General features: G+C 66.9%; 26 protein-coding genes. 15 read left to right on the top strand and 11 right to left on the bottom strand.

Going from position 1 to position 25220, the window contains the following annotated elements; genetic code table 11:
- Nucleotides 1-27: 27 nt before the first annotated feature.
- On the bottom strand, nucleotides 28-1248 hold the full coding sequence (locus C563_RS0114000) for an ROK family transcriptional regulator (protein WP_018762694.1): 1221 nt from the start codon (nucleotides 1246-1248) through the stop codon (nucleotides 28-30).
- 193 nt (nucleotides 1249-1441) lie between these two features.
- Between C563_RS0114000 and C563_RS21335 the strand changes: the two genes are divergently transcribed.
- The 9 genes from C563_RS21335 to C563_RS0114045 all read left to right on the top strand — a co-directional run bounded on the left by C563_RS21335 (nucleotide 1442) and on the right by C563_RS0114045 (nucleotide 10827).
- Nucleotides 1442-2539, top strand: a complete 1098-nt coding sequence (locus tag C563_RS21335) for a Gfo/Idh/MocA family protein (RefSeq protein WP_155845190.1) — start codon at nucleotides 1442-1444, stop codon at nucleotides 2537-2539.
- Entirely contained in the window at nucleotides 2536-3366 is an 831-nt protein-coding gene (locus tag C563_RS0114010) for a hypothetical protein (protein ID WP_018762696.1), read from the top strand. Before C563_RS21335 ends, C563_RS0114010 begins: the two co-directional genes overlap by 4 nt.
- A 113-nt stretch (nucleotides 3367-3479) precedes the next feature.
- Nucleotides 3480-4805: an ABC transporter substrate-binding protein gene (locus C563_RS0114015; protein ID WP_018762697.1), complete on the top strand. Its 1326-nt coding sequence runs from the start codon at nucleotides 3480-3482 to the stop codon at nucleotides 4803-4805.
- A 9-nt stretch (nucleotides 4806-4814) separates the two neighbouring features.
- Nucleotides 4815-5777: a carbohydrate ABC transporter permease gene (locus tag C563_RS0114020; RefSeq protein WP_018762698.1), complete on the top strand. Its 963-nt coding sequence runs from the start codon at nucleotides 4815-4817 to the stop codon at nucleotides 5775-5777.
- A complete protein-coding gene (locus C563_RS0114025; protein WP_018762699.1) occupies nucleotides 5777-6670 on the top strand; it encodes a carbohydrate ABC transporter permease in 894 nt (297 codons plus the stop codon). The genes C563_RS0114020 and C563_RS0114025 overlap by 1 nt, the downstream gene beginning before the upstream one ends.
- A gap of 45 nt (nucleotides 6671-6715) precedes the next feature.
- Nucleotides 6716-7468 (top strand): sugar phosphate isomerase/epimerase family protein, encoded by a 753-nt coding sequence (locus tag C563_RS0114030; RefSeq protein ID WP_018762700.1) that lies wholly within the window; start codon nucleotides 6716-6718, stop codon nucleotides 7466-7468.
- The gene (locus C563_RS0114035) at nucleotides 7465-8592 is read left to right on the top strand and encodes a Gfo/Idh/MocA family protein (protein ID WP_018762701.1); all 1128 of its coding nucleotides are present in this window, start codon (nucleotides 7465-7467) and stop codon (nucleotides 8590-8592) included. The genes C563_RS0114030 and C563_RS0114035 overlap by 4 nt, the downstream gene beginning before the upstream one ends.
- Before the next feature lie 19 nt (nucleotides 8593-8611).
- Nucleotides 8612-9802: a Gfo/Idh/MocA family protein gene (locus C563_RS0114040; RefSeq protein WP_018762702.1), complete on the top strand. Its 1191-nt coding sequence runs from the start codon at nucleotides 8612-8614 to the stop codon at nucleotides 9800-9802.
- Nucleotides 9803-9825: 23 nt separating this feature from the next.
- Nucleotides 9826-10827, top strand: a complete 1002-nt coding sequence (locus tag C563_RS0114045; protein WP_018762703.1) for a sugar phosphate isomerase/epimerase family protein — start codon at nucleotides 9826-9828, stop codon at nucleotides 10825-10827.
- 264 nt (nucleotides 10828-11091) lie between these two features.
- On the opposite strand, the gene C563_RS0114050 is transcribed toward C563_RS0114045, so the two are convergent.
- Nucleotides 11092-11445: a hypothetical protein gene (locus tag C563_RS0114050; protein WP_018762704.1), complete on the bottom strand. Its 354-nt coding sequence runs from the start codon at nucleotides 11443-11445 to the stop codon at nucleotides 11092-11094.
- Between the two features lie 140 nt (nucleotides 11446-11585).
- On the opposite strand from C563_RS0114050, the gene C563_RS0114055 reads away from it, so the two are divergent.
- Nucleotides 11586-12110, top strand: coding sequence for a DUF6328 family protein (locus tag C563_RS0114055; protein WP_018762705.1), 525 nt, complete (start codon nucleotides 11586-11588; stop codon nucleotides 12108-12110).
- A gap of 32 nt (nucleotides 12111-12142) precedes the next feature.
- Here C563_RS0114055 and C563_RS0114060 read toward each other — a convergent pair whose 3' ends face one another.
- The 4 genes from C563_RS0114060 to C563_RS0114075 form a co-directional block, all read right to left on the bottom strand.
- A complete protein-coding gene (locus tag C563_RS0114060; protein WP_018762706.1) occupies nucleotides 12143-13267 on the bottom strand; it encodes a glycerate kinase in 1125 nt (374 codons plus the stop codon).
- A gap of 76 nt (nucleotides 13268-13343) precedes the next feature.
- Complete coding sequence (locus tag C563_RS21340; protein WP_018762707.1) at nucleotides 13344-14153, bottom strand: SDR family oxidoreductase; 810 nt, start codon at nucleotides 14151-14153, stop codon at nucleotides 13344-13346.
- A gap of 36 nt (nucleotides 14154-14189) precedes the next feature.
- Nucleotides 14190-14654, bottom strand: coding sequence for a hypothetical protein (locus tag C563_RS0114070; protein WP_018762708.1), 465 nt, complete (start codon nucleotides 14652-14654; stop codon nucleotides 14190-14192).
- Nucleotides 14655-14807: 153 nt separating this feature from the next.
- On the bottom strand, nucleotides 14808-15584 hold the full coding sequence (locus C563_RS0114075; protein WP_018762709.1) for a methyltransferase domain-containing protein: 777 nt from the start codon (nucleotides 15582-15584) through the stop codon (nucleotides 14808-14810).
- A gap of 208 nt (nucleotides 15585-15792) precedes the next feature.
- On the opposite strand from C563_RS0114075, the gene C563_RS0114080 reads away from it, so the two are divergent.
- The 3 genes from C563_RS0114080 to C563_RS0114090 all read left to right on the top strand — a co-directional run bounded on the left by C563_RS0114080 (nucleotide 15793) and on the right by C563_RS0114090 (nucleotide 20213).
- Nucleotides 15793-17436, top strand: a complete 1644-nt coding sequence (locus C563_RS0114080; protein ID WP_043424228.1) for a sensor histidine kinase — start codon at nucleotides 15793-15795, stop codon at nucleotides 17434-17436.
- Nucleotides 17437-17455: 19 nt separating this feature from the next.
- The gene (locus C563_RS0114085) at nucleotides 17456-19006 is read left to right on the top strand and encodes a putative bifunctional diguanylate cyclase/phosphodiesterase (RefSeq protein WP_018762711.1); all 1551 of its coding nucleotides are present in this window, start codon (nucleotides 17456-17458) and stop codon (nucleotides 19004-19006) included.
- 175 nt (nucleotides 19007-19181) lie between these two features.
- Nucleotides 19182-20213 carry an EAL domain-containing protein gene (locus tag C563_RS0114090; protein WP_026264838.1) on the top strand — a complete coding sequence of 344 codons (1032 nt, stop codon included), beginning with the start codon at nucleotides 19182-19184 and terminating at the stop codon, nucleotides 20211-20213.
- A 12-nt stretch (nucleotides 20214-20225) separates the two neighbouring features.
- On the opposite strand, the gene C563_RS0114095 is transcribed toward C563_RS0114090, so the two are convergent.
- The 3 genes from C563_RS0114095 to C563_RS0114105 all read right to left on the bottom strand — a co-directional run bounded on the left by C563_RS0114095 (nucleotide 20226) and on the right by C563_RS0114105 (nucleotide 22258).
- Nucleotides 20226-21041, bottom strand: a complete 816-nt coding sequence (locus C563_RS0114095; RefSeq protein ID WP_018762713.1) for a glycerophosphodiester phosphodiesterase — start codon at nucleotides 21039-21041, stop codon at nucleotides 20226-20228.
- A gap of 28 nt (nucleotides 21042-21069) precedes the next feature.
- Nucleotides 21070-21333 carry a hypothetical protein gene (locus tag C563_RS0114100; RefSeq protein ID WP_018762714.1) on the bottom strand — a complete coding sequence of 88 codons (264 nt, stop codon included), beginning with the start codon at nucleotides 21331-21333 and terminating at the stop codon, nucleotides 21070-21072.
- A gap of 106 nt (nucleotides 21334-21439) precedes the next feature.
- Nucleotides 21440-22258, bottom strand: coding sequence for a Cof-type HAD-IIB family hydrolase (locus C563_RS0114105; RefSeq protein ID WP_026264841.1), 819 nt, complete (start codon nucleotides 22256-22258; stop codon nucleotides 21440-21442).
- Between the two features lie 89 nt (nucleotides 22259-22347).
- On the opposite strand from C563_RS0114105, the gene C563_RS0114110 reads away from it, so the two are divergent.
- Both C563_RS0114110 and C563_RS0114115 read left to right on the top strand, forming a co-directional pair.
- Nucleotides 22348-22779 (top strand): LexA family protein, encoded by a 432-nt coding sequence (locus tag C563_RS0114110; RefSeq protein ID WP_026264842.1) that lies wholly within the window; start codon nucleotides 22348-22350, stop codon nucleotides 22777-22779.
- 26 nt (nucleotides 22780-22805) lie between these two features.
- Nucleotides 22806-24086 (top strand): Y-family DNA polymerase, encoded by a 1281-nt coding sequence (locus C563_RS0114115; RefSeq protein ID WP_026264843.1) that lies wholly within the window; start codon nucleotides 22806-22808, stop codon nucleotides 24084-24086.
- A gap of 54 nt (nucleotides 24087-24140) precedes the next feature.
- Here C563_RS0114115 and C563_RS21345 read toward each other — a convergent pair whose 3' ends face one another.
- Both C563_RS21345 and C563_RS0114125 read right to left on the bottom strand, forming a co-directional pair.
- Entirely contained in the window at nucleotides 24141-24287 is a 147-nt protein-coding gene (locus C563_RS21345) for a lmo0937 family membrane protein (RefSeq protein ID WP_109044233.1), read from the bottom strand.
- A 321-nt stretch (nucleotides 24288-24608) separates the two neighbouring features.
- A complete protein-coding gene (locus C563_RS0114125) occupies nucleotides 24609-25217 on the bottom strand; it encodes a maleylpyruvate isomerase family mycothiol-dependent enzyme (protein WP_051083536.1) in 609 nt (202 codons plus the stop codon).
- Nucleotides 25218-25220 lie beyond the last annotated feature (3 nt).

Below are 25220 nucleotides of genomic sequence, written 5' to 3' on the forward strand. Positions count from 1 at the left end.
CCCGGCGCCGCCCGGCGCTGCTCTGTACTACCCCGCGATCGCGCCCGCCAGCGTGGCTTCGATGATGGCCGGCGAGAGGACGTACTGGGTGACCAGCTGGCTCGCCCCGAGGACGGCCGCCTGGTCGCCTGCCCGGGAGACATTGATGCGCAGGTGTGAGGTGGCCAGCGGCGGTGAGCGCCGGTAGACCACCTCACGGATTCCCGCCACCAGGTGCTCGCCCGTCTCGCCGAAGCTGCCGCCCACCACGATGACGGACGGGTTGAGCAGGTTCACCGCGGTGGCAAGCACCTCACCGATGTCCCGGCCGGCCTGCCGCAGCGCCTGGATGGCCTGCAGGTTGCCGTCGGCGGCGAGCCGGAGCACATCCGCGCCCCTGGCGACGTCCACGCCCTGGTCCCGGAGAGAGCGTGCGACGGCGGGCCCGGACGCGAGTGCCTCAAGGCACCCGTAGTTTCCACAGGCACAGAGCACCTCCGCGCCGCGGGCCACCTGGATGTGGCCAAGGTCGCCGGCCGTGCCGTTCGCGCCGCGCTGCAGCTGCCCGTTGCTGATGATGCCGGATCCGATGCCGGTGGCCACCTTCACGAAGAAGAAATTGTTGTGCTCGGGCCAGTGGGCGGACTGCTCCCCCAGCGCCATGATGTTCACGTCGTTGTCCACGAGCACATGGACGGGCAGGGACCGCTGGACGTAGCTGACCACGTCGAACCCGTCCCAGCCAGGCATGATGGGCGGCTTCACCGGTTTTCCGGTGTCGTGTTCCACCGGCCCCGGAAGCCCGATGCCAATCCCCGCGAGTTCGGTGACGCTGCGTCCCGCCGACGCCAGCAGTTCCTTGCCCTGCGCAACCACCTGGTCCAGCACGGCTTCCGGCCCGTCGGCCACCTGCAGGGACAGCCGGTGCTCGGCGAGGATCGTCCCGCCAAGGTCGGTGACCGCGACAATCACGTGTGTGGCACCGACGTCGACGGCCAGCACCAGGCGGGCGGACGGGTTGAAGGCAAAGCGCGACGGCGGCCGCCCGCCACTGGAGAGTGCCTCACCGGCGGGTCCCACCAGGCCGGAGAGCATGAGCGCGTCAATCCGGGAGGCAACCGTGGACCGGGCGAGGCCCGTGCTCAGGGCCAGCTCGGCACGGGTACGGGCCCTGCCGTCCCGCAGCAGCTGGAACAGGTCCCCCGCACGCGACAGATTGCCGGCGTCGGATTCCTTCCCGAGCTGTTTCCCGGCGGGTGAAGAAGTCATGCACTAAGTCATAACACTCTTACTTAGTACTGTCATCACGCCAGAAGAATAGCGAGAAACAAGCAACTTTTGCTTGACGCGCGGCAAAAGTAGTTCTACCTTGTGACTCAGGGCACATTCGTGAATCCGATGGCTGGTATCCACCACGGTGATCCCACCACTGCAGAGTCCGCTTACGAAGAGGTAATTGAACTTGTCCCATCACATCGCGCCGACAGACCGGCCCTTGGGGGTTGGCATCCTGGGGGCAGGACCGGTGACCCAGGCTATCCACCTTCCCGCCCTGGCCCGGCTCCGCGATGTCCTCGAGGTACGGCACATCATGGATGTCGACGCAGCCGTTGCGTCTTCCGTGGCGGCGCGCGTCGGGGCAACGTCAAGCTCGAGCATGGACGAGCTGCTGGGCGATCCGGCCGTGGACATCGTCGCGATCTGCAGCCCCCACCAGTTCCACGCGGACCAGGTCATCGCCGCCTGCCGGGCCGGCAAGAAGGCCGTCCTCTGCGAAAAGCCGTTCGCAATGAACGCCGAGGAAGCCACCCGCATCTCCGCGGTCAGCACCGAAACCGGGGTCCCGATCGTCGTCGGCGCCATGCACACCTTCGATCCGGGCTGGCTCGCCGCCGAACAGAACTGGGGCGACCTTCCCGAAACGGCCCACACCATCCGTTCCTCCATCGTCCTGCCACCGAACGCCCGGTTCGAAGACTTCGCCACGGAAATCCTCACCCGCCCCGCCGCCGGCCGGCCGGACTACTCGGACAGCGAGGTCCTCAAAGCCGCCCTCCACGGCGGGATCATGGGCCTGGCCATCCACGACCTTCCGCTGGTACGCCGGTTCACGCCCGATTTCGAGCACGTCGACGTCCTGCAGGCACGGCACGTCCGCCCGTTCGGCTACGCGGTCTCGCTCCGGACCCCCTCCCGGGTCATTGAACTGCGGGCCGTCATGAACGGCACCTGGAAGCCCGAGTGGACTTTCGAGGCCATCGCCGACGATTCCGCGCTCCGGATCGACTTCACACCCTCCTACGTCCAGGCCGGCTCCGCTGTGGCCACCTTTACCCGCAATGACGGCAGCGAGACCACCAGCTTCGGCCCGTTCGGCCACAACGGCTACGAGGGCGAGTGGCGCGAACTTGCCGGGCTCGCCAACGGAACCCGGCAGGCCCCGCCCGCCCAAACCCTGATCGACGACCTCACGTTCGCCCTGGCCATCGCCGAGGCCACGGTGGAAAGCGCCGCCCTGGACCATGCGGCCGCAGCCGACACGGCAGGAGTTTCCGCATGAGCGCCCACTTCACGGTGCACGCCACGCCCGCAGCCCGGGAGGCAGGCGCCGTCACCGAGACCGTGGCATCGCTGCCTGCAACGTTCGGCCCTATGCCGGCCGGCCATTCCGGCCAGGCCGACGTGCGGGTGGTTGCGGGCAGCAGTGGATGGGCCGCCGAAGCCGCCGGCGCCATGCAGGCAGGGGCCCGCGGCATTGTGGTGGCCAACCCCGTGCCCGAGGACACCTCGGAGCTCGCGGCTGCCGCGGACGCGGCGGGGGCCGTCGTCGTCCTCGATCTCCGTTGGGCAGCGAACCCGGCCCTGGTCGGCGAAGGTTCCGGCGCGGATGCCCGTGGCGCAGTGCGCAGCGGGCTGGGCAGCGCCTCGCTGCTGGACAGCGTGGCGACGGCGGCGCCCGGCACCGATCCACGGCAACTCCTCAGCGACCACTTCGCCGCCTTGCTTGCCGTGGCGGGCCGCCTGGACGGCGTGGCCATCCTGCGCCTGGACACCTCCGGTTACACGGCCAGCGGCCGGCTGGCAAACGGTGCGCCGTTCACCGCCCAGGGCGTGCTGACCGCCGCCCGGCCCGCCGGCGTCGACATCCGCCTTTACACCGCCGACGGCGGGGTTGCCGTCCGGGTCCCCGACCCTGACGCCGCATGGCCTGCCGAGGTCCGGGTCACCGGGCCGCACGGCGACCTCCTGCTTCCCACCCTGTACGAATCCGCCCACCGGTTTGCGTGGCGGCGCCTGAAGGAACACCTCAGCGCCGGCACCAGGCCGGACGACCTGGCCGGGTTCGCCCGGCTGACCGACCTTTACGCAACCCTTACCGCCACGTAACCACCTTTTAGATACGCAACCGAACACAGCAGCCCAGTCCCACCTCCACTCTCAACGATGAGCAGGACCGTACCCACGGCACACTGCGTCCGACGGTCCCGAAAGGACACACCATGAATGCATCTTCCGAACCACGCCGCTCCTTCTCCCGCCGCGGTTTTCTGGGCCTGACGGCTGCCGCGGCCTCCGTGCCGCTGCTGGCAGCCTGTGGTGGCGGCTCGGCGTCGCAGGGCGGCGGGGGCGGGGCCGGCGGGACCGTCAAGTTCTGGGACATGCCCTGGGCAACGCCGGCCTACAATGATGCCGCCAAGAGCATCGCCGAGGGCTTCTCCGGTGCCAACGGCAGCAAGGCCAGCTACCAGATCATCCAGTGGAACAACTTCTACCAGACCTTCTCCTCCGCGATTGCTTCCAAGACCGGTCCCGCGGTTTCCACCGGCGGCGGCTTCCAGGCGTTCCAGTTCGAGCAGCAGGGCCAGATCGCCTATGCGGACAAGGTGATCGACAAGCTGAAGGCGAACGGCCAGTTCGATGACTTCCTGCCCGGCGTGCTGGACCCCTTCAAGTCGGACAAAGGCTACGTGGCTGTTCCCTGGCAGCTGGACATGCGCGTCTTTTGGTACCGCAAGTCCCTCTTCGAGAAGGCAAACGTTGCCCTGCCCACGGACTGGCCGTCCCTCCTTGAAGCCGGCAAGGCCCTGAAGAAGGTCGGCGCGTTCGGCTTCACCACCGGCGCAGGTGCCGGCAACAACTACGCCAACCACTCCATGATCATGATGATGGTCAACAACGGCGGCGGCGTGTTCAACAAGGACGGCGAGCTGGACCTGTTGAACGACCGCAACGTCGAGGCCATGGAGTTCGTCCTGGAGCTCGTGTCCAACGGCATCGTGGACCCCGCCGCTGTCAGCTACACCACCGACAACATGTCAGCCCAGTGGAAGGACGGCAAGGCGGGCTACGGCCTGTTCCAGGTGAACGTTCCGCAGCGCGTGGGCGACACCTCCGGCGACCTCCTGGTCGCTGACCCGATCAAGGGCCCGCACGGGGACAAAGCCACCATCGTGTTCCCGAACAACATCATGATGTACACCAACACCCCGTCCCAGGACGCCTCCGAGGAGTTCCTGGTGTACTACCTGGGCCAGCTCAAGCAGCTGTGGCAGAAGAAGCTCATGTCCGCACTGCCGGTCTTCAAATCCATCACGGAGATGCCCGAGTTCGCGGACGACCCCAACAACGTCAAGATCGTCAAGGACTGGCAGCCGATCGCCAAGACCTTCGCCTCCCAGGGCAGCAAGCTGAACGCGAATCTTGCCGCCCTCGACGGCGGCCAGGCCCTGAACCAGTTCAGCCAGACCATCATCACCGGAAAGGCCGACGCCAAGACCGCCCTGCAGACCTTCCAGTCCGGCCTCGAGTCCGTCCTGAAGAAGTAAGCGCCCGCCATGTCCTCCACCACTGCACAATCCGGCCTCGCCCGGGCCCGCCGCGGGCTTGCCCCCGGCGGGTCCGGGGCCGCCCCCGGCAAACGCAAGAGCAAGCTCTCGGCCCAGGCCACCAGGACCTTTTTCTGGCTCCTGCTCCCCTCTGTGGTCCTCCTGGTCCTGATCCACGGCTACCCGCTGATCTACGCCGCGGTCCAGGCCACGCACGACGGCGACCTGCTCCAGACCGGCAACTTCGTGGGCGTCCAGAACTTCTCCACTGTCCTGAGCTCACCGGCGTTCTGGAAAGCCGCCCAGTTCACCCTCTGGTTCACCATCGTCGGCGTGTTCGGATCCTGGCTCGTGGGCCTGGGCCTCGCCCTGCTCCTGCGCACCAAGATCCCCGCCGGCAATACGTTCAAGGTCCTGCTGCTCCTGCCCTGGGTGGTGCCGATCGTGGTGTCCTCCACCGCCTGGAACTGGCTGGTGGCCACCCCGGACAGCCTGATTCCCGCGCTGTTCCGGAACCTTGGCCTGGGCACCCCGCTGTTCCTGGCAGACCCCACCCTGGCCTCCATCACCGTGATGGTCTTCAAAGTCTGGGTCAGCTTCCCGTTCATGATGATGATGATCTCCGCCGCCCTGGCCTCCGTGGACACCACCGTCTATGAGGCCGCCAGCATGGACGGCGCCAGCCGCTGGCAGCAATTCACCCAGATCACCCTGCCGCTGATCGCCCGCTCCACCTACATCAGCTGGATCCTGATGACCATCTTCTGCGTCAACGACTTCCCCACCATCTACCTGCTCACCGGCGGCGGACCGGTCAACGCCACCACCTCCCTGGTGGTCCTGGCCTACCGCACCGTGTTCCAGGACTTTGCCACCGGCCCCGGCGTGGCCATCGCCTTCCTCATGACCATGACCCTGGTGGTCATCTCGGTCATCCTGTACCGCCAGATCCGAAAGTCGAGTGTCGAATAATGAGCGCAGCAGTCCACGCCCATCCCCAATCCGGCCCGGCCCTGGGAGTCGGCCAGGCAGGCAACACCCGCCGGGTACTCTCCGAAGCCGGCCAACGCGGCCGCTGGTGGCGGTTCATCGCCATCCTCATCATCACCGCGATCGTGCTGGTGCCCATCATGGTCACCATCGTGCTCGCCTTCACCCCCGGCCCCAACAGCACCGCCACCGGCCTGACCTTCGAGAACCTCAGCAACGTGTTCTCCAAGACCCTTGCCGCCACCTGGCTGAAGAACAGCCTGGTCACCACCCTCTCCACTGTGGTGGTATCGGTGGCGGTGGCCGCACCCGCCGGCTACGTCCTCTCCCGCGGCCGGTCCAAGGCCGTCTCCGGCTACTCCCTGCTCCTGTTCGTCATGCAGTCGCTGCCCATCATCACCTCGGTGGTGCCGCTGTTCATCCTGTTCGCCGGGATGGGCCTGGTGGACAACCTCCTGGGCCTGACCATCATCTACGTCGGTTCCACCATGACGGTGGCCACCTGGATGATGGCCGCATACTTCGACTCCATCCCCATCAGCCTCGAGGAAGCGTCCTGGATCGACGGCTGCTCCGTCTTCGGATCCTTCACCAAAGTGGTCCTCCGAAACTCCCTCCCCGGCGTCCTCTCCACCGCGATCTTCGCCTTCCTCCTGGCCTGGAACGACTACCTCGTGGCCATCGTCTTCCTCCGCTCCAACGAAATCTTTACCCTTCCCATGGGCGTGCAGTCCTTCTTCCAGCAAAACGCGACAGACTGGACCTCAGTCATGGCCCTGGCCGTGGTCATGATGCTCCCGCCCGTCATCGTGTTCGCCGCCCTGAACAAATACTTCAGCGTCGGTGGCATCGGCGGCTCCCTCGCCGGCCGCTGACCGCCGCATTCGACCAACCACTTCCCAACACCGCTAAGGAAACCCATGTCCTACTCGCTTCAGCTCTACACGCTCCGCAACGCCATCTCCGAGGACCTGCCCGGCACCATCAAGAAGGTTGCCGATATCGGCTTCACCCAGGTGGAGCCCTACAACTTCGTAGCCACGGCCAAGGAACTCGGCGCAGCCCTGAAAGAGAACGGCCTCACCGCACCGTCCGGCCACGCCCCGCTGATGAGCCAGGACCAGGACGAGATCTTCACCGCGGCCAAGGAACTGGGCATCAGCACGGTCATTGACCCGTTCCTGCCCGCCGAGCACTGGCAGAAGGCCGAAGACATCCAAGCCACCGCCGAAAAGCTCAACCAGGCTGCCAGGAAGGGGGCCGAGTACGGCATCCGGGTGGGCTACCACAACCACGCCTGGGAGCTGGAGTCCATCATCGACGGCCGCACCGCGCTGGAATACTTCGAATCCCTGCTGGACCCGGAACTCGTCCTCGAAGTGGACACCTACTGGGTAGCCGTGGGCGGGCAGGACCCGGTGGACATCCTGGCAAAGCTGGGTGACCGGGTGAAGTTCATCCACATCAAGGACGGCCCCCTCACCAGGGACAACAAGGCCCAGCAGCCGGCGGGCCAGGGCAAAGTGCCGGTCATGGACGTGATCGCCGCGGCCACGTCGCTTGAAGTGGGAGTCGTGGAGTTCGACGACTACGCCGGTGACATCTTCGAAGGCATCGCCGAAAGCCTTGCTTTCCTGAACAGCAACACCGCAGCCGAGGGGGCCAACGCATGAGCACGCCCGCAGCAAAATCTTCCCGCAAGGGCCCGGTGGGCGTCGGCGTGATCGGCGCCGGGGTGATCAGCAAGCAGTACCTGGACAACCTCACTGCGTTCCCGGACTTGAAGGTCCACGTCATCGCGGACCTCTTCGAGGAGGCCGCCGAGGCGCGGGCCAAGGAGTACGGCATCCCCGAGTGGGGCGGGGTGGAGAAGGCCCTGAACCACCCCGACGTCGAAATCATCGTCAACCTCACCATCCCGGCAGCACACGTGGAGGTGGCCACCGCCGCCGTCAACGCCGGCAAGCACGTCTGGACCGAGAAGCCCTTCTCCCTGGACCGCGAGTCCGGGCTGGGCCTGCTCAAGACGGCGGACACCGCCGGGATCCGCCTGGGCTGCGCCCCGGACACGTTCCTCGGTGCCGGGATCCAGACCGCCCTGCGCCTGATCCAGCGCGGCGACATCGGCACCCCGCTGACGGCGATGACCACGTTCCAGACCCCCGGCCCGGAGTCCTGGCACCCCAACCCGGCGTTCCTCTTCCAGCACGGTGCCGGCCCGCTGTTCGACATGGGCCCGTACTACCTCACCACCCTGGTCCAGGCGTTCGGCTCCATCCGCAAGGTGGCCGCCGTCGGGTCCAAGGCCAAGGATGTGCGCGTGATCGGTTCCGGCCCCAAGGCGGGCGAGAAGTTCACCGTCGAGGTGCCCACCCACGTCTCTGCCATGGCGCAGTTCGAGTCCGGCGCCTCCTCGCACAGCGTCTTCTCCTTCGAGTCCCCCCGGACCCGGATGGGCTTCGTGGAGATCACGGGCACCGAAGCAACCCTGTCGCTGCCGGACCCCAACTACTTCACCGGCGAGATCAAGCTCTGGCGCGCCGGCGACGAGGACTGGACCACCGTCCCGGCCACCGGCCCCGCCAACGGCCGCGGCATGGGCGTGCTGGACATGGCTCGCTCACTGCGGGCAGGAACAGCCCACAGGGCCACCGGCGACCTGGCGTACCACGTGCTGGACACCATGGTTTCGATCAGTGAGTCCATCGACTCCGGCACGTTCATCGACGTCGAAAGCTCCGCCCCGGCATCCTCCGCCATTCCGGAGGACTGGGCTCCGGAAACCGCCACCCTCTGACAGGCAGCAGGAACGCATCATGAGCACACCCGCACACCCCTCCGATTCCACGCCCTCCCGACGGTCCGGCCGCCCGTTGGGTGTGGCCGCGATCGGTTACGCCTTCATGGGCAAGGCGCACTCCAACGCATGGCGGAACGTGGCCAGCTTCTTCGACGTCCCGGCCTTCGAGCAGAAGGTCCTCGTGGGCCGGGACGCCACCGCCGTGGCCGAGGCCGCGGCCGCGTACGGCTGGGCGGAGTCGGCCACCGACTGGCCCGCCGTGATTGAACGGGATGACATCGACATCGTGGACATCTGCGCGCCGGGGTGGATGCATGCCGAGATCGCGATCGCAGCGCTGGAGGCGGGCAAGCACGTGCTGGTGGAGAAGCCCCTGGCCAACACGCTGGCCGAGGCCGAACTCATGACGGCCGCTGCCGCCAAGGCCCGTGCCCGGGGCGTGCAGTCGATGATCGGCTTCAATTACCGGCGCGTCCCGGCACTGGCCCTGGCCAGGGAACTGATCGCCGAGGGACGCCTGGGCACGGTCCGGCACGTCCGCGCCGCCTACCTCCAGGACTGGCTCGCCGACGCCCAGGCACCCATGACCTGGCGGCTGCGGAAGGAAACCGCCGGGTCCGGCGCGCTGGGGGACATCGCCAGCCACGCCATCGACCAGGTCCTCTTCCTCCTCGGCGACCAGGTCAGCGAGGTCAGCGGCCGGCTGCACACCTTCGTGGACCGCCGCCCCGGCACAAGTGGTCCCGCAGGCGGCCTCGAAGAGGTGACGGTCGACGACGCCGCCTGGGCCACGCTGTCCCTCACCTCCGGGGCGGTCGCCTCGGTGGAGGTCTCCCGGGTGGCCACCGGCCGGAAGAACTCCCTCCAGATCGAGGTGTACGGCGAGAAGGGCAGCCTCCTGTTCGACCTGGAAAACCTCAACGAACTCGGCTTCCTGGACGCCACCGCCCCCGCCCGGGAGCAGGGCTTCCGCCGCATCCTGGTCAACGAACCCGAGCACCCCTACCTGGAAGCGTGGTGGCCGCAGGGACACATCATCGGCTGGGAACACACCTTCACCCACCAGGTCCGCGACTTCCTGCTGGCGGTCCGGGACGGAACCCAGCCCTCGCCGTCGTTCGAAGAAGGACTGAACGTCCAATACGTCCTGGACGCCGTGGAGGAATCCGCAGCCAATAAGAGCACCCTCACCGTCGTGCGCCACTAGCGCCCCACCACCAAGGAGCCCCCATGCCCCGCCCCTTCACCCTGTTCACCGGCCAGTGGGCCGACCTGCCCTTCGAAGAAGTCGCGCGCCTGGCCTCCGGCTGGGGCTACGACGGACTGGAAATCGCCGTCTCCGGCGACCACCTGGACGCCTGGCGCTGGGATGAACCCGGCTACGTCGAGTCCAAACTCGAGATACTGGACAAGTACAACCTCAAAGTCTGGGCCATCTCCAACCACCTCAAAGGCCAGGCAGTCTGCGATGACCCCATCGACTTCCGGCACCAGGCCATCGTCGGATCCAAAGTCTGGGGCGACGGCGACCCCGAAGGAGTCCGCACCCGCGCCGCCGAGGAAATGAAACACACCGCCCGGCTCGCCAAAGCACTGGGCGTGGACACCGTGGTCGGGTTCACCGGCTCCGCCATCTGGCAGTACGTGGCCATGTTCCCGCCCGTCCCGGAAAAAGTCATCGACGCCGGCTACCAGGACTTCGCCGACCGCTGGAACCCCATCCTGGACGTCTTCGACGAACAAGGCGTCCGGTTCGCCCACGAAGTCCACCCCTCCGAGATCGCCTACGACTACTGGACCACCGTCCGCACCCTCGAAGCGATCGGCCACCGCGAAGCATTCGGCCTGAACTGGGACCCCTCGCACATGATGTGGCAAGGCATCGACCCCGTCTCCTTCATCTGGGACTTCAAGGACCGGATCTACCACGTGGACTGCAAGGACACCAAGATCCGCCAGACCGGACGCAACACCGTCATGGGCTCCCACCTGCCCTGGGGCGACCCCCGCCGCGGCTGGGACTTCGTCTCCGCCGGACGCGGCGACGTCCCTTGGGAAGCCTCCTTCCGGGCCCTCTCCGCCATCGGCTACAACGGCCCCATCAGCATCGAATGGGAAGACGCCGGCATGGACCGCCTCCACGGAGCCCCCGAAGCCCTCGCCGCCCTGAAAAAGTACGACTTCCCCGCCTCCCAAACCAGCTTCGACGCCGCCTTCAGCAGCAACGACTGACGCGGCGTGCGGACCCTCCGGCCGGGGCAGCAGTGCGAGGTGTGGATCGCATCCTGATGGCGAAACCATCTTCCTGTCCACCAATGACGGCCACACGGAGTCTTTCTCGACCACGCACGGTCATGCCCAGCTCGCCCGGATCCGTGCAGATGGCATCGGCGTCGAACAACTCCCACGGAGGCTGATACAGCATAGGCCCATACAGCAAAAAACGGTGGCCCCTGGAACCAGTACCTGATCCAAGGGCCACCGTCTTAGGTCGCGTTATCCGGCGTCGAAGCTCTCGTCGTCGTCATTGGGCGATTCCTCCTGCGGGAGGTCGTTTCCGCTGCCGTCCGGAAGGCCCGTGGCTTCCTCGCCGGATTCGGAGGAAACCGGCGCCGAACCTTGGGAATCGTCATTCGACTCATCGATTTCCGCGGCGCTGGACGGAAGGTCCATGTCGTGGGGCACGGGTTCCTGGCCCGCTCCCTGCTGCGGTTCGTTGGTGTCCGCGCCGGCGGAAGACCCGCCACCGGACCCCTGGCCCTGCGTACCGGCCGCTTCCTGCTCGGCAGTGGGGGTGCCGTAACCGCCCGGGGCGGACTCGGGTTCAGCCTGCTGGTTTTCCTGCGTCATGCTTCCTCCTGTGTGCCAACTGCGGGTGATAATCAGCAAACTTATCAAATATGGGTGCAAGTGCAACGGGATGCCTTGTTTCCGGGTACGGGAGGAGTAGAAAGAAGACCTGGTACTGGGCCTGCAAGGAAGGAGCACCGGTGTCCGATGTTGAGGACTACACGGGCCGGACGGGACGGAATGAAACCCGCGAGGAGCAGCTGGACCGCAACTGGGCAGAACTCCTGCAGGAGCTTCGCGTGCTCCAGACCGGGGTGCAGATCCTGGCCGGATTCCTGCTGACGCTGCCGTTCCAGCAGCGGTTTGAAACGCTTGATGGCGTAGAGGTGGCCCTCTACCTCGCGAACGTCGTGGTGGCGGCCATGACCACCGCCTTCATCCTCCTTCCGGTGAGCGTGCACCGCAGGCTGTTCCGGAAACGGTTGAAGGAAACACTGGTGTCCAGCGCGGACACCATCACCAAGATTGCCCTTGGCGGCATCGCCCTGCTCAGCGCGGGCACGGCAGCCCTCGTCTTCGACGTCGCGGCCGGGCGTTCGGCCGGAGTTACTGCCGGCGGAGCTTTGCTGGGCGTCATGGTGGTGCTGTTGGTATTCGTTCCGTTCCGACTCAAAAAGCGGGCTTCGGGGAAGGCCGCCCCGCTTCCTCCCGGCAAGGCGCAGTAAGGCGGACTTGGGCCCCCGCAACCCCTGGCCGGCTAGGCGCCTTCGAGCACCTGGCTTGTTGCCCAGGCGAGGTACTTGCCCGCGTTGGCGACGGCGTCGTCCGGGCTCGCTGCCACGTCCAGCAACTGCGCCGCTGCCACCACGCCATGCTTGGCGAGGTCTTCGAGGGTCACCAGGATCCGGCCGGCCACCACGATGACCGGAATCCCGCGCTCCCGGGCTGCATCCGCGAGCGCAATCGGCGCTTTGCCGGTCAGCGACTGCGAATCCATGGACCCCTCCCCTGTGATCACCAGGTCTGCGCTGTCCAGCTGGCCGGCCAGGCCGGTCAGGCCGGCCACCAGCGCGAAGCCGCCCTCCAGCGTGGCGTCGGTGAAGGCAAGGAACGACGCCGGGAAGCCGCCGGCGGCGCCCGCCCCGGGGACGTTCACGTCCCGGCCCGTCACTTCCCGCAGTATGGATGCCCAGTTGCGCAGGCCGGCGTCGAGCAGTTCGGCAGCTTCCGGGCCCGCACCCTTCTGGGGGCCGAAGACGTGGGCTGCACCGGACGGTCCATACAGCGGGTTGCGGACGTCCACGGCGATCCGGAAGGTGGTGGCCGCGAGCCTCGGGTCCAGCCCGGATGTATCCAGGGATACGACGTCGGCCAGCGACCCGCCGCCCAGCGGCACCACATTCCCGGCACCATCAAGCGGCTTCAATCCCAGGGCGCGCAGGGCGCCGCTCCCGGCGTCGGTCATTGCCGAACCGCCCAGGCCCAGCACGATCTCGGTGGCGCCCGCGTCCAGGGCGGCGGCGATGAGCTGGCCGCAGCCGTAGCTGTGGGCGCGCAAGGCGTTGGCAGGGGTCGGTTCCATGTCGGCCAGTCCGGACGCCTGGGCCGTCTCGATCACTGCCGTGACCGTGCCGTCGGCCCCTTTGTGGATGGCCCAGGCGGCACCGACGGGAGCAAGGATCGGTCCCACCACGGCGTTGAGCCGCTCCTCGTACCCGGCCGCGACGGCGGCCTCCAGGGTCCCCTCCCCGCCGTCGGCGATGGGGAACTGGGTGGCCACGGCATCCGGGTAGACCCGCAGTGCCCCTTCGGCGATGGCGGCGGCCGCTTCTGCCGCCGTGAGGGACCCCTTGAATTTGTCCGGAGCAATAAGAATGCGCATGCGCTCCATCATGCCAGTATCCGCCGGGAAAGCGCTTGCCATCGTAATACGGACGCCCAGGGCGCCGGAAGTGCTGTTACCCCTGGCGCCATTCGTCGCCGGCGAGGTGGGAGCCCGCTTGCGGTCCCATCTGCAGCATCCCGCCATCCACCACCCAGGCCGCACCGGTCACGTAGCTGGAGGCGGGCGAGGCGAGGAACGCAATGACGTCGGCGATCTCCCGCGCGTGCCCCGGCCGGCCGAGCGGGACACCGGGCCGCCTGATCGTCGTCGGGTCCTGGTCCTCCTGCCTCGTCATGGGCGTGGCGATCTCGCCTGGGGCCACCGTGTTGGCCGTGATGCCGTACTGGCCCAGTTCCAGGGCAAGCGTCTTCATGAGGCCGCCGAGGCCGTGCTTGGAGGCATCGTAGGCGGAGGAGCCGACGCGGGGCTGGAACTCATGGACGCTGGACACCGCAATCAGGCGCCCGCCGCCGCCGGCGCGGACCATGTACCGGGCCGCGGCCTGCAGGCAGACGAAGGCCCCGTTGAGGTTGGTATCCAGGATCCGCATCCAGTCGTCGATGCCCATGTCCAAGAACTTGGCGTTCGCCCCGGTGCCGGCGTTGTTCACAAAGACGTCCAGGCCACCCAGCTCCCCGGCGAGGTCGTCGATGACTCCGGCGGCAGCACGGAGTTCGGTGGTGTCCAGCTGCCGGACTACGGCCCTCCGGCCCAGGCTCCGAACTTCCTCGGCAGTATCCTCGGCACCCGCCCTGTCCGTATGCCAGGTGACGCCAACATCCAGGCCGGCGCGCGCGAGCGCCACCGCGGTGGCCTTGCCGATCCCGGAATCGGAGGCAGTGACGATGGCAGCGGTAGGCGTGAAATTGCTGGTGTCCGGCATGGCGGGCCTTTCATCGGGGGCAGGCGGGGTAGCAGGTCAGGCGGGGCGGCGGAGTTCCGGCTCGTAGGGCCCGTCGGTGCCGCTGGAGCGCCCGCGTGGTCCGGCGGCCAGGGTGGGCGGGCTCTCGGGCGCAGACATCCACGGCACGGCGAACGTCACCACGGGCCGGCCGTCGTCGTCCGCGGACCTGACGGTCAGGCTTCTGGTTCCGGGAGGCACCGACGGGGCAAAGACCTGCAGGTTGCGGGTGCCCACCGTGGCCGAATCCTGCAGGGTGTATTCGGTCCCGAAGTGATCCTGGAGCGTGAGCCGCGGCTCGGGCGCACCGTCCGAGGGCAGGTGGATGTTGACCACCAGCCCGGACGCCCACACCTCCACGGACAGGATGGTGAATTCGGCAACCTCGGTGACATGCCGCCCGTAGGTGGGCGGGAGCAGCAGCCTGCGGAGCGCCCCGGACGGAATGAACTGACGGGTGCTGTTGCCTTGGTCCCCTGCCACAGCTCTTTCCTTTCCTGCGGCCAATTGATAAGCGTACTTACCATAGAGCCTCCGGATCCGCTCCATGTCAAGGACCCGCGCCAGGACTGTGTGGATGGCCTGCGGAGATAACCACAGGCCTGCGGAAACGTGCGGAAAAGCAGGCCCAGCGCGCTACCGCCGGGGCCGGACCACCGCGTAATATCCGGGCACCCGGTCCTGCCCGGGGACGCCCGTGACCGGATTGGTTTCGATGGCAGCGTGGCCGTCTTCCAGGAGTTCCCAGTCCGACGGCGGGAACGCCCGTTCGCGTTCTTCGGGGCCGAAGTGGCCGGGCATCGGCAGCCCGCGGATGGCCAGTTCCAGAGGCGCCGGGATGCCGCGCGTGGTGGCACCGAGGTGGGACACGTACTCCACCGGGTTCCCGTGGAAGTTGGTTTCCGCCATGAAGACGGTGCCGCGGTTGCCGGCCAAGGTCCCCAGGTTTTCCACGAGCGCCTTCTGGTGGGCGGGATCGAGGACGTGCAGGACTCCGCGAATGAAGACGTTGGCGCCATCAGAACCCGCATGGATTGACCCTGCCAGGGCAGCGCCGGCGCCCGGTGCAGTCATGTCGAGCGCTTCGAAAGCAGGGTTGGCAGCTCCTGCGGACTGCCGCCGCGCTATGTCAACCGCGTGCGGCGACACATCCACGCCAATTACCCGCGGAAAGACACCCGCGAGCGCCCGGGTGAAACCGCCGTGGCCGCAACCGGCGTCCACCACCGGGAGGGCCGGGTCCAGGTAGCGCAGGAGGTTGTCCCGGTAGCCGAGGAACTCGTGGTCGCTGCCCGAATCCCACAGGACCTCGCCGCCCGGGCCCGTGGCGGTGATACCGGCCCAATACTGGTCCCACGCCTTATGCCGGTCCTTCGGAGCACTCCGGGACAGCCTGACGAGCTTGGGGATCAACAAGTACTTCCGCCAGGCGGACGACGTCGATTTGGTTCGGGAGGACACGGCTCAAATATATGTTCCCGCTCCCGCAGGCGGCGCACCTTGCGCTACATTACGGCGCGCCCCGGCGCCGGGGCGGCGGTTGGGGCGCGGGACGGCCGTAGTGGCCCCCGGCACCCTGCATCCCCCTACAATGTACTCAACTGGGAGGGAAGGGAGCACTGTGACGGCTGTCCCGAGTGATGTGCGCCTGCCCCGCACCGCCGTCGTGGCCGATCCCGACGCCGGGCGCCTGGCCCTTAACGCACACGCCCTGCGGGAGGCCGGCTACACCGTCCTGGAAGCCGCCGACGCCGCGTCCCTGGCCCGGCTGCTGGCTGCCGGCGAGCCTTCCATCATCGTCGCGGACGCGCCGCTGTCAGCGGTCCGGACGACCGCCCCGGTCCTGGTGATGGTGGACCTGGACGATCCGGCGGACATTGGGGCAGCGAACCCGCCCGGCATCCACGACTGCATCACCAAGCCGCCCGCACCGCAGGAACTGGTCCACCGCGCGTCGGTCCTTATCGAGCAGTTATCCCGCCGCCGCGCGTCACGGGAGGAGGCGGAGGGGCTCCGCGAACAGCTGCGTGAAGTGTCCGCGGCGGTGCGCGCCACCAACAATCCCCAGGAAATTGCCGACCACGTCGTGGCCGGATTCGGCCGGACCTTCAAGGCCGATTACGTTGTCCTTTCCACCTTCGAGGACCACAGGGTCCCGGTGATCACGGCCACCTGGCGTCGGCGCGGGCTCGTGGAGCTGCGCCCCGAAGCCCTGCCTGGCGAGGACGAAGCCCGTGCCACGGCGGATGCGCTCTGGGCGGGCACGGAAACGCTGTCTGCCGACGGCAGCGAGGCCGATGCGGATGCCCCCGCGAGGCCCGCACCCGCTGTAGCCGGGGCCGCCTCCACCCTGGCAGTTCCCATCGGCGAAGGAAACTCGTCCCTGGGCATCATCTGGATCGCCATGATGGAGCGGCCCAGGACCTGGTCCAGCGCCGAGCTCGGGCTGATCCAGCACGTGGCGGGCAACGCCGCGTACGGATTGATCCAGAGCCACCTGATCAACAGCCAGCAGCAGGTGGTCAAACAGCTGCGGGAACTCGACAAGGCAAAGACGGACTTCCTGGCCACCGTGAACCACGAGCTGAGGACGCCGCTGACCTCGATCATGGCGTACCTGGACATGATCCAGGAGAGCACTGAACACCCGGTATCCAAGGAAGTCCACCAGATGCTGGACATCGTGGTCCGCAACACCGAACGGCTGCGGACCCTCATCGAGGATATGCTCAGCGTCTCGCGTGGCGGACTGGATGACACCGTGATGCACTTGGCGCCCGTACGCCTGGGACAGACCCTTGACCTGGTGGCCGCCGCGCTGCGGCCGCTGGCCACGCTGCAGAACGTCACCATCGACGTCGATCCCGTTCCAGAGGATCCGGAGATCCTTGCCGACGAGGTACAGCTCCAGCAGGTCTTCACCAACCTGGTGTCCAACGCCATCAAGTTCACCCCCAGCGGCGGACGCATCGAGGTGGGCAGTGAGTCCTACGCCGGTGCCGACGGATCCAAATGGGCCACTGTCCGGATCGCCGACACCGGAATCGGCATTTCCAGCGACGAGATCAACCATGTGTTCACCCGCTTCTACCGGGCCTCCAACGCCATGAACGGGGCCATCCCGGGCACCGGCCTGGGCCTGGCCATCTCCAAGGACATCGTGGACCGCCACGGCGGCAGCATCGATGTGGCCTCCACCCTGGGCGCCGGGACCACGGTGACGGTCAGCCTTCCCCTAGGCACCGACCACGCCCAGGTCAACTGAGCGGGAAGGAGGATTGGCAATGTTTGCCGACGACGACCCCCGGCTTTCCCAGCTGCTGGAAGGCATTGTCCGGCTCGCTTCCGGCGACCTCACCTCCCGGATTGAGGTCTCCCCCGCCCGGGACGAACTGGACGCCATCATCATGGGCACCAACCTGCTCGCCGAGGACTTGGAGATCATCTACCAGGAACTCGAACAGCGGGTCCAGGTCCGGACCCAACTGCTGCACGAAGCCCACCTGGAAATGCAGAAAATGGCGATGCAGGACCCCCTGACCGGCCTGGCAAACCGGTCCGCCCTCATCGAAGCCCTTCGGACCGCGCTGCTGGCCGTGGACGGAAGGACCCTGGAACCGGCCGGCGAGTGCCCGGCAATCCTGCTGATGGACCTGGACTCGTTCAAGTCGATCAACGACAGCCTTGGACATACCGCCGGCGACCAGGTGCTGGTGACCGTGGGCGAACGGCTGCGGGGCGCCGTGCGCGTTTCCGACGTCGTAGCCCGCCTGGGCGGGGACGAATTCGCCATCGTGATGCCCACGGCATCACCGGACCAGGCCGCCATCGTGGCGCACCGCATCCTGGCGGCGCTCAGCGAACCCATCGAGCTCCCCGGCCGCAGCGTGCGCTGCGGTGCCAGCATCGGGCTCAGCCTGGGCAGCGAAGGCCAGAGCCCGGAGGACATGCTGATGGAGGCCGACGTCGCCATGTACGCCTCCAAGGCGGAGGGCCAGAACAAGCTGCACCGGTTCGAACCCGCGCTGCTGCTGATGCGGCGCCTCCGCAGCCAGCTGGTGGATGACCTGCGCGCAGCCATCAAGGAGGATGGCCTGACCCTCTACTACCAGCCGGTGGTTGAGCTCAACACCGGACGCGTCGAGGGCGTGGAGGCGCTGGTCCGCTGGAACCATCCCACCCGGGGCTTCATCATGCCGGACGAGTTCATCCCGCTGGCGGAGGAGGCGGGGCTGATCTCCGAGCTGGGCCTGTGGGTCCTCAGGACCGCTGTGTGGCAGCTGCGGGAATGGATCGACAGCTCGCTGGTGGACAGCGATTTCTCCGTGCGGATCAACATCTCCGCCACGGACCTCCAAAGCCTGCAGTTCATCGAGGACGTGCGCAACGTCCTGAAAGAAACCCGCGTGCGGCCCGACCAGGTGGTCCTGGAACTGACGGAAGTGGCAATCGTCAAGGGCAATGAGCTGGACCGATACTCGCTGGGCGGCCTGCGGGGCCTGGGCGTGGGCATTGAAATTGACGATTTTGGCACGGGCTACTCATCCATCAGCTACCTCCGCCGTTTGCCGGTGGACCGGGTCAAGGTTGACCGGTCGCTGATCACCGGACTGGAGAGCGATCCCAGCCAGCCGGGCCTGGTGGCAGCAGTCCTCCAGCTGGTGCGTGCCTGCGGGCTGGAAGCTGTCTGGGAGGGCGTGGAAACGGCGGAGCAGGCGGAAATCCTTCGCAGCCTGGGCTGCCGCAGCGCCCAGGGCTACTACTTCGGCCGGCCGGTCCCGCCCGACCAGATTCCAGGTTTATTGAAAGAGCGGGCGGAAAGCGCTAACCAGTAGTGCGCAAACTACTGCGCTTTTGTGGCCGCCGTTATACGATCAGCGTGCGGTGTCCGGCTTTTTCGTCGCCGCGGAATTTCAGGTCTCACAGCAGCACCGGACTCTAAAAGGCGTTTTTGAAATTGAACATTAATGGGCCAATGGGTCATTACTTCGTCAACTGGGGGCGTAGCTAATGTCGGTTCGTGTACAAGCATGGGGAATTATCGCCGCAGTACTCTCGGATACGGATCCCGCGGGGGCCGCTGTCCGGCAGCGGCTGAGCGACAGCCTCGATGAGAATCCCGGCGTGCCCGAGCGGGCCCTGCTGGAATATCTCCTGGAGGCCCGGAGGAGCGACGCCAACACGGCGGAAACCATTGAATCCGTACGGCAGATGCGCCTGGCGCCGCCCGTACTGCCACCGAAGCTGGCCGAACAGTTGGACGCCATCCGCAGCGCCTCCCGGATCAGCGCCCTGCTGGAAAACCACATGCTGATGACCGCCTTCCAGCCCATCTACGGGCTGGAAGGAAAGGCCGTGGTGGGTGTGGAGGCGCTCTCGCGCTTCGTCAGCGACGACGGCGCCACCGCGGAACTCTGGTTTGCCGAGGCAGAGGCCGTGGGCCTGGGCGCGAACCTCGAGTTCTCCGCCCTTGGCTCGGCTGCAGCAGCTGCCCGTGACCTGCCCGGTTCCCTCTACGTGTCCCTCAACATCTCCCCCACGTCCTGCATGGACCCGCGGCTGCCCGAACTGTTCGAGCACATCGAGCTCCCCATCGACCGGGTGGTGCTCGAATTGACGGAAGACATTCCGGAAGAGGAATACCTTCAGTTCATCTCCGCACTCAATCCCCTCCGCGAAAAGGGCCTCCGGATCGCCGTGGACGACACCCACACCGGAGCCGGCGCCCTGAGCCGCATGATCCACCTGCGCCCGGACTTCCTCAAGGTGGGCCGCAATGTGATCGGTGACGTGGACAAAGACGGCGTCCAGCGCGCCCTCGCCGCTTGCCTGGTGGACTTCACGGACCAGATCGGCATCACCCTGGTGGCCGAAGGCATTGAGACAGTGGGCGAGCTGAAAGTCCTGACGGAACTCGGCATCAGCGCCGGCCAGGGCTACCTGCTGGGCCGCCCCTCGGTACGGCCTGAGGACTGGGCCAACTGGAACACCCGCCTGGACGTGGACGGCCTGGAACGCCACCTGGCCAGCCCCGGCGAGTAGCCGGCACGGAACCTACCGGGGTTCCTGCGCCGGCGGCCACTGGCCGCGTGCACTGAGCACCTCGCGCAGCAGGTCCGCACGGTCCGTGACGATGCCGTCCACCCCCAGCTCGAGGAGGCGGTGCATCTCAGCGGCCTCGTTGATGGTCCAGACATGCACCACAAGGCCAAGGTCGTGGGCGCGGCGGATGAAGCCTGCGGTGACCACGGGGACACGTCCGTACCGCACGGGAACCTGCAATGCCTGGATATCGCGGAGCGGCCGGCGCATGATCCGGCGGAAGGCCGCCCGCGGAAGGACAGGTCCCAGGAGGGTGAAGAGGGCATTCGAGGCCACGCCGGCGGAGGAGGCCACCGGCCGGCTGAGCAGCTTCAGCACCGCCCGCCGCCGCCGGTCCGAAAAGCTGGTGACCAGCACCCGGTGGTGCACCTGGTGCCGCTCGATCGCGGCGGCAGTGCTCCGCACCGAATCCCAGTCCTTGACGTCGAGGTTCAGCCTGGCCTCCGGCAGGCCGGTGACCAGCTCGTCGAACGTGGGAATGGGTTCACGGCCGTCGATCCGCGCCTTCGCCACCTCTGCGGCGGCAAGATCTCCGACCCTGCCTCTGCCGTCGGTCACCCGGTCCAGGAATTCATCGTGGAACAGCAGCAGCACGCCGTCCGCCGTGGTGTGGACATCCGTTTCGAGGTAGCGGAAGCCGAGTTCGATGCCGGCGCGGAACGCGGCCATGGAGTTTTCCAGCCCGTCCACCGAGAAGCCCCGGTGGGCCATGGCGATGGGAAGCTGCCGCCCGGCGTCGTCGGGGTGTTGGAAAAAGGGCAGGGTCACCCTGCGAGCGTACCCGAGGCCCGCACCGTCAGTCCCGGCAGTCGGTCTCGCCGCAGGGCAGGATGTCCACGCCGTCGCCGCAGTGCAGCAGGACGCGTCCGCGGCCGCCATCCAGGTGGACCCAGACGGCGCTGTGGTCTGCGGTAATGGTGTCCACTACCCCGCTCGCTTGGAAGCCGGGTGACAGCAGGACGCGGACCCTGTCGCCCTGGCGCAACTGCTTCCAGTGCGGATCAGGCGTTGCCTTGCGCAGCGGCGCATTTGCTGCGCCCTGTTTGACGCTTCGTGCCATCGGAACCCCCTGTGAGCCGGCCGGTGAGGGGCGAACCCTCCAGCCTTGACGGTACAGACGAAAGGTAAACGCCAGGTGAGCGCCAGCTGGAAGTACGGGGCGGGAGTCAGGAAAACTGGACGCCCAAGGCTGCCAGCCTGGCCTCCAGGACCTGGGCCACGCCGTCGTCGTCAAAATGCGGTGCCTGCCGGCCCGCCGCCCTGATGGCCTCGGGGTGGCCGCTGGCCATCGCGTAACCGTGCCCCGCCCAGCGGAGCATTTCGATGTCGTTGGGCATGTCGCCGAAGGCGACCACGTCGGCGGCATCGATGCCCAGTGCGGCCGCGTACTCGGCCAGGGTGACGGCCTTGTTCACGCCCGGGAGGGACAGTTCCAGCATGGCGACGCCGGGCGAGGAGTGCGTGGCGGCGGCCAGGTGTTCGACGGCGGGCGCCACCTCGGCGAGGAAGTCGTCCGGGGTGCCCTCCCGGACAATGGCCAGGAATTTGACCACGGAATCGTCCCCGGTGAGCGTTTCATGGAGCGGCGCCGGAGTGAATTCGGCGAGGAGTTCGCTGGATTCGTTTTCGATGAAGCCCGGCTCAAGGTGGAACCCGGTGAGCGTTTCGGCGGCGAACAGCGCGGCGGGACGGAGTTCCTTGATGACGCGGCGGATTTCCAGGACAGCAGCGGTGGCCAGCGCACGGGCGGATACCAGTTGGTCCGCTTCCAGGTCCCAGACGACGGCACCGTTGGAGCAGATCACCCGTCCGGCGTGGCCCAGCTGCTCCTCAAGCGGGTACAGCCAGCGCGGAGGGCGCCCGGTGACGAAGACCAGTTCGACGCCGGCATCCCGGCAGGCGTGGAAGGCGCGTATGGTGCGCGGGCTGATTTTTCCGTCGTGCCCAAGGATCGTTCCGTCAATATCGCTCGCAACCAACCGCATCCTGCAAGTCTACGTTGGCCGCCGGCTCCCGTTGTCGGCCTGCGGGGCTACACTGAAGTATCGAACATATATTCGAATAAAGGTGTGTTGTGGGCGTTATTATTGGTCCCCGCGTGATAGATGCGGGCGTCTCCTTGTTATCGGTGCTGATCTCGCCCGTGGCAGTGGCGGCGGGGTTTCCGTCGCCCGCACAGGACTACTTCGATGGCCGGATCGACCTGAACGCCCACCTGATCAAGGACATCACCAGCACGTTCGTGGTCCGGGTAACCGGGGACTCCATGGAAGGCGCGGGCATCAGCGACGGCGATGAACTCATTGTGAACCGGGCCCTGGAACCGCGGGACGGGTCTGTGGTGATCGCCGTCCTGGACGGAGAACTGACGGTCAAGCGCCTGCGCATCACCGGCAACGGCGTGGTGCTGCAGGCGGAAAACCCGCGGTATCCGGACATCCGGGTACCGGCCCTGTCCGAGCTGACCATCTGGGGCGTTGCCACCCGGTGCCTCCATCATGTGTGAAGTGCATCGTGGCTAAGCCGGCCCCCATGCGGAGGATGCCGCAGATCGCCCATGTGGACGTCAACTGCTTCTACGCGTCGGCGGAGCGCGCCTTCGATCCCTCCCTGGAGGGCCGGCCGCTCGTGGTCCTGTCCAACAATGACGGCTGCGCGGTTACCCGGTCCCCCGAGGCGAAAGCCCTCGGCATCTCCACCGGGGAGCCCTGGTTCAAGCTCGCGCCGCGGGCCAAGGAATGGGGCCTGGTGGCCAAGTCCAGCAATTATGAGTTGTACGGGGACATCAGCGCCCGCGTCATGGAACTTCTCGGCCGCTACTCGGCGTGGCTGGAGGTCTACAGCATTGACGAGGCATTCCTCGGCGTCAAGGGCGAACCGGACCAGCTGTTGGTCCTTGGCCGCCGGATCAAGGAGGCCGTGCTGCGCCACGTCGGGGTTCCGGTGTGCGTAGGGATAGCTCCCACCAAAACACTGGCCAAGCTGTGCAACAAGTGGGCCAAGAACAATCCCGCATTTGGCGGGGTGTGCCTCTGGGAGTCAGTGCCGCCGCCGGTGCGGGAGGGCTTGATGGGCCGGTTGCCCGTGGACGAGATCTGGGGCGTCGCCGGGCGCCTGGCCAAGCGCCTGAATGCCATGGGGATCTTTACCGTGCTGGACCTGATGCACGCCGACCCGGTGGCGATCAGGGGCAAGTTTTCGGTGGTGCTGATGCGCACCGTCCTCGAACTGCGCGGCACTGCCTGCATTCCCATGGAGGAGGAGCGCGTTGGCCGCGACCAGTTGATCTTTTCCCGCTCGTTCGCCACCCCGGTGACCACCTCTGCCGGTGTGCGGGAGGTGCTGGGCATTTACAGCCAGCAGGCGAGCGCACGGCTGTCCAAACACGGCCTCCAGGCAAAGGTGCTGACGGCGTTCGCAGCCACCTCGCCGTTCCGGAACCAGGAGCAGGCGTATCCTACGGTGTGCGTCCGGCTTCCCATGCCCACCGCGGATCCGCTCCTGCTCACCAGGGCCGCGCACGCTCTGCTGCCGAAAATCCGGGAAGGGCTCAGGTATGCGAAGGCGGGCCTGATGCTGACCGATCTTCGGCCCACCGGCAACCAGCCACCGCTGGAGCCTTTCGAGAACCGGCACGAGGAACGCGGCATCGGGCCGCTGCTGGAGGACGTCAGCCGCCGCTTTGGGCGCGGTTCCATTGGATTGGGGTACGCAGGCGTCAAGTCCGGCCTTGACTGGACCATGAAGCGCAATATGCGTTCACCCCGGTACACAACCCACTGGGACGAACTGCCGCTGGTCAAGGCCGCCTGACCTTCGGGTCCCCGCCGGCGGCACCAAGGCCGGCGGCGGGGACCCTCGTGGCCATCAGGCGCGGGACCTGCCGCGGACAAAGTGGAAGATCAGGACTACCACGGCAACAACCAAAAGGATGTGGATGAGCCCGCCGCCAATATTGGCGAGCAGTCCGAGGAGCCAGAGAACGGCGATGATAATAGCGATCCAAAGCAACATGAATTTCTCCTGGATTGTTATTGGCTGGAACTGCTGCATGTGCAGTACGGCGCCTTAGCCGGGCCTACTGCAAGGAATACACCCCTACCTCCCGTTCCAGGCCCCCATGCCGCTTCCGTTCATCAGCACGGCCGGTAAAACGTCGCAGTGGCCTGCTGAATCGCCACACCGAAATTGTGTGGCAAATCCCAGACTATTTCAGGACGCCCCTGCTGGAAATGGCAGGGCATCAAAAAAGTAGACGTGTCCCCTTTGTGCGTGATTTCGCGCATGGATGCAAATCCCCGCAGCTCTCCTGGAACGCACCGGGGCCGGGCAGGATCAGGCGGTGGTGAACCGGGCAGTTGCCCCGCCGTCGAGGGCCCCGCTGGGCAGCCGGCGGTCCATGAGCACCATCAGGAGGTGGTGGGCGGCGCCGCGGAGGGGCTCGCCGTCGCCGAAGGCCCAGTCCAGGTCGGTGGCTTCGAGCCGGACGCCGGCCAGGTCAAACCGGAAATGCTTCCGGCTGAGGGGGCTGGTCGCATGGTCGAGTACCGTGCGGAAGCTTGCATCACTGACCGGGTGTTTGAGGCCGAGCGGGATGGTGATGTCCAGGCCATGGACGATGTCGTGGGTAAGGGCTCCCTGGAGTCCACCGCCGGGCGGTTTCCACAGCGTGTCCTCGTTCGCGCGCCAGCGGTGAAGCAAGGTGCTGACCGGCTCCTGGGCGTCGTGGCGGGCGACCCGATCCGCCATGCGGGCGAAGTTGCCGCGCGAGCGGAGCAACTCGCCGATGAACCGTGGGGTGGAGAAGCGCAGGGGCATGGCCATGTGCGCGACGACTTCCCGCACGCGCCAGCCGGCGCAGAGCGAGGCGGCGTCCCACGCCTGTTGCGGCAGCACTTCCAGGATTTTGGTAAAGGCCCGCCGCTCGGCTGCTATGTTCGCCATGGA

Origin of the sequence: Arthrobacter sp. 135MFCol5.1, assembly GCF_000374865.1 — a bacterium.
Lineage (GTDB): Bacteria > Actinomycetota > Actinomycetes > Actinomycetales > Micrococcaceae > Arthrobacter.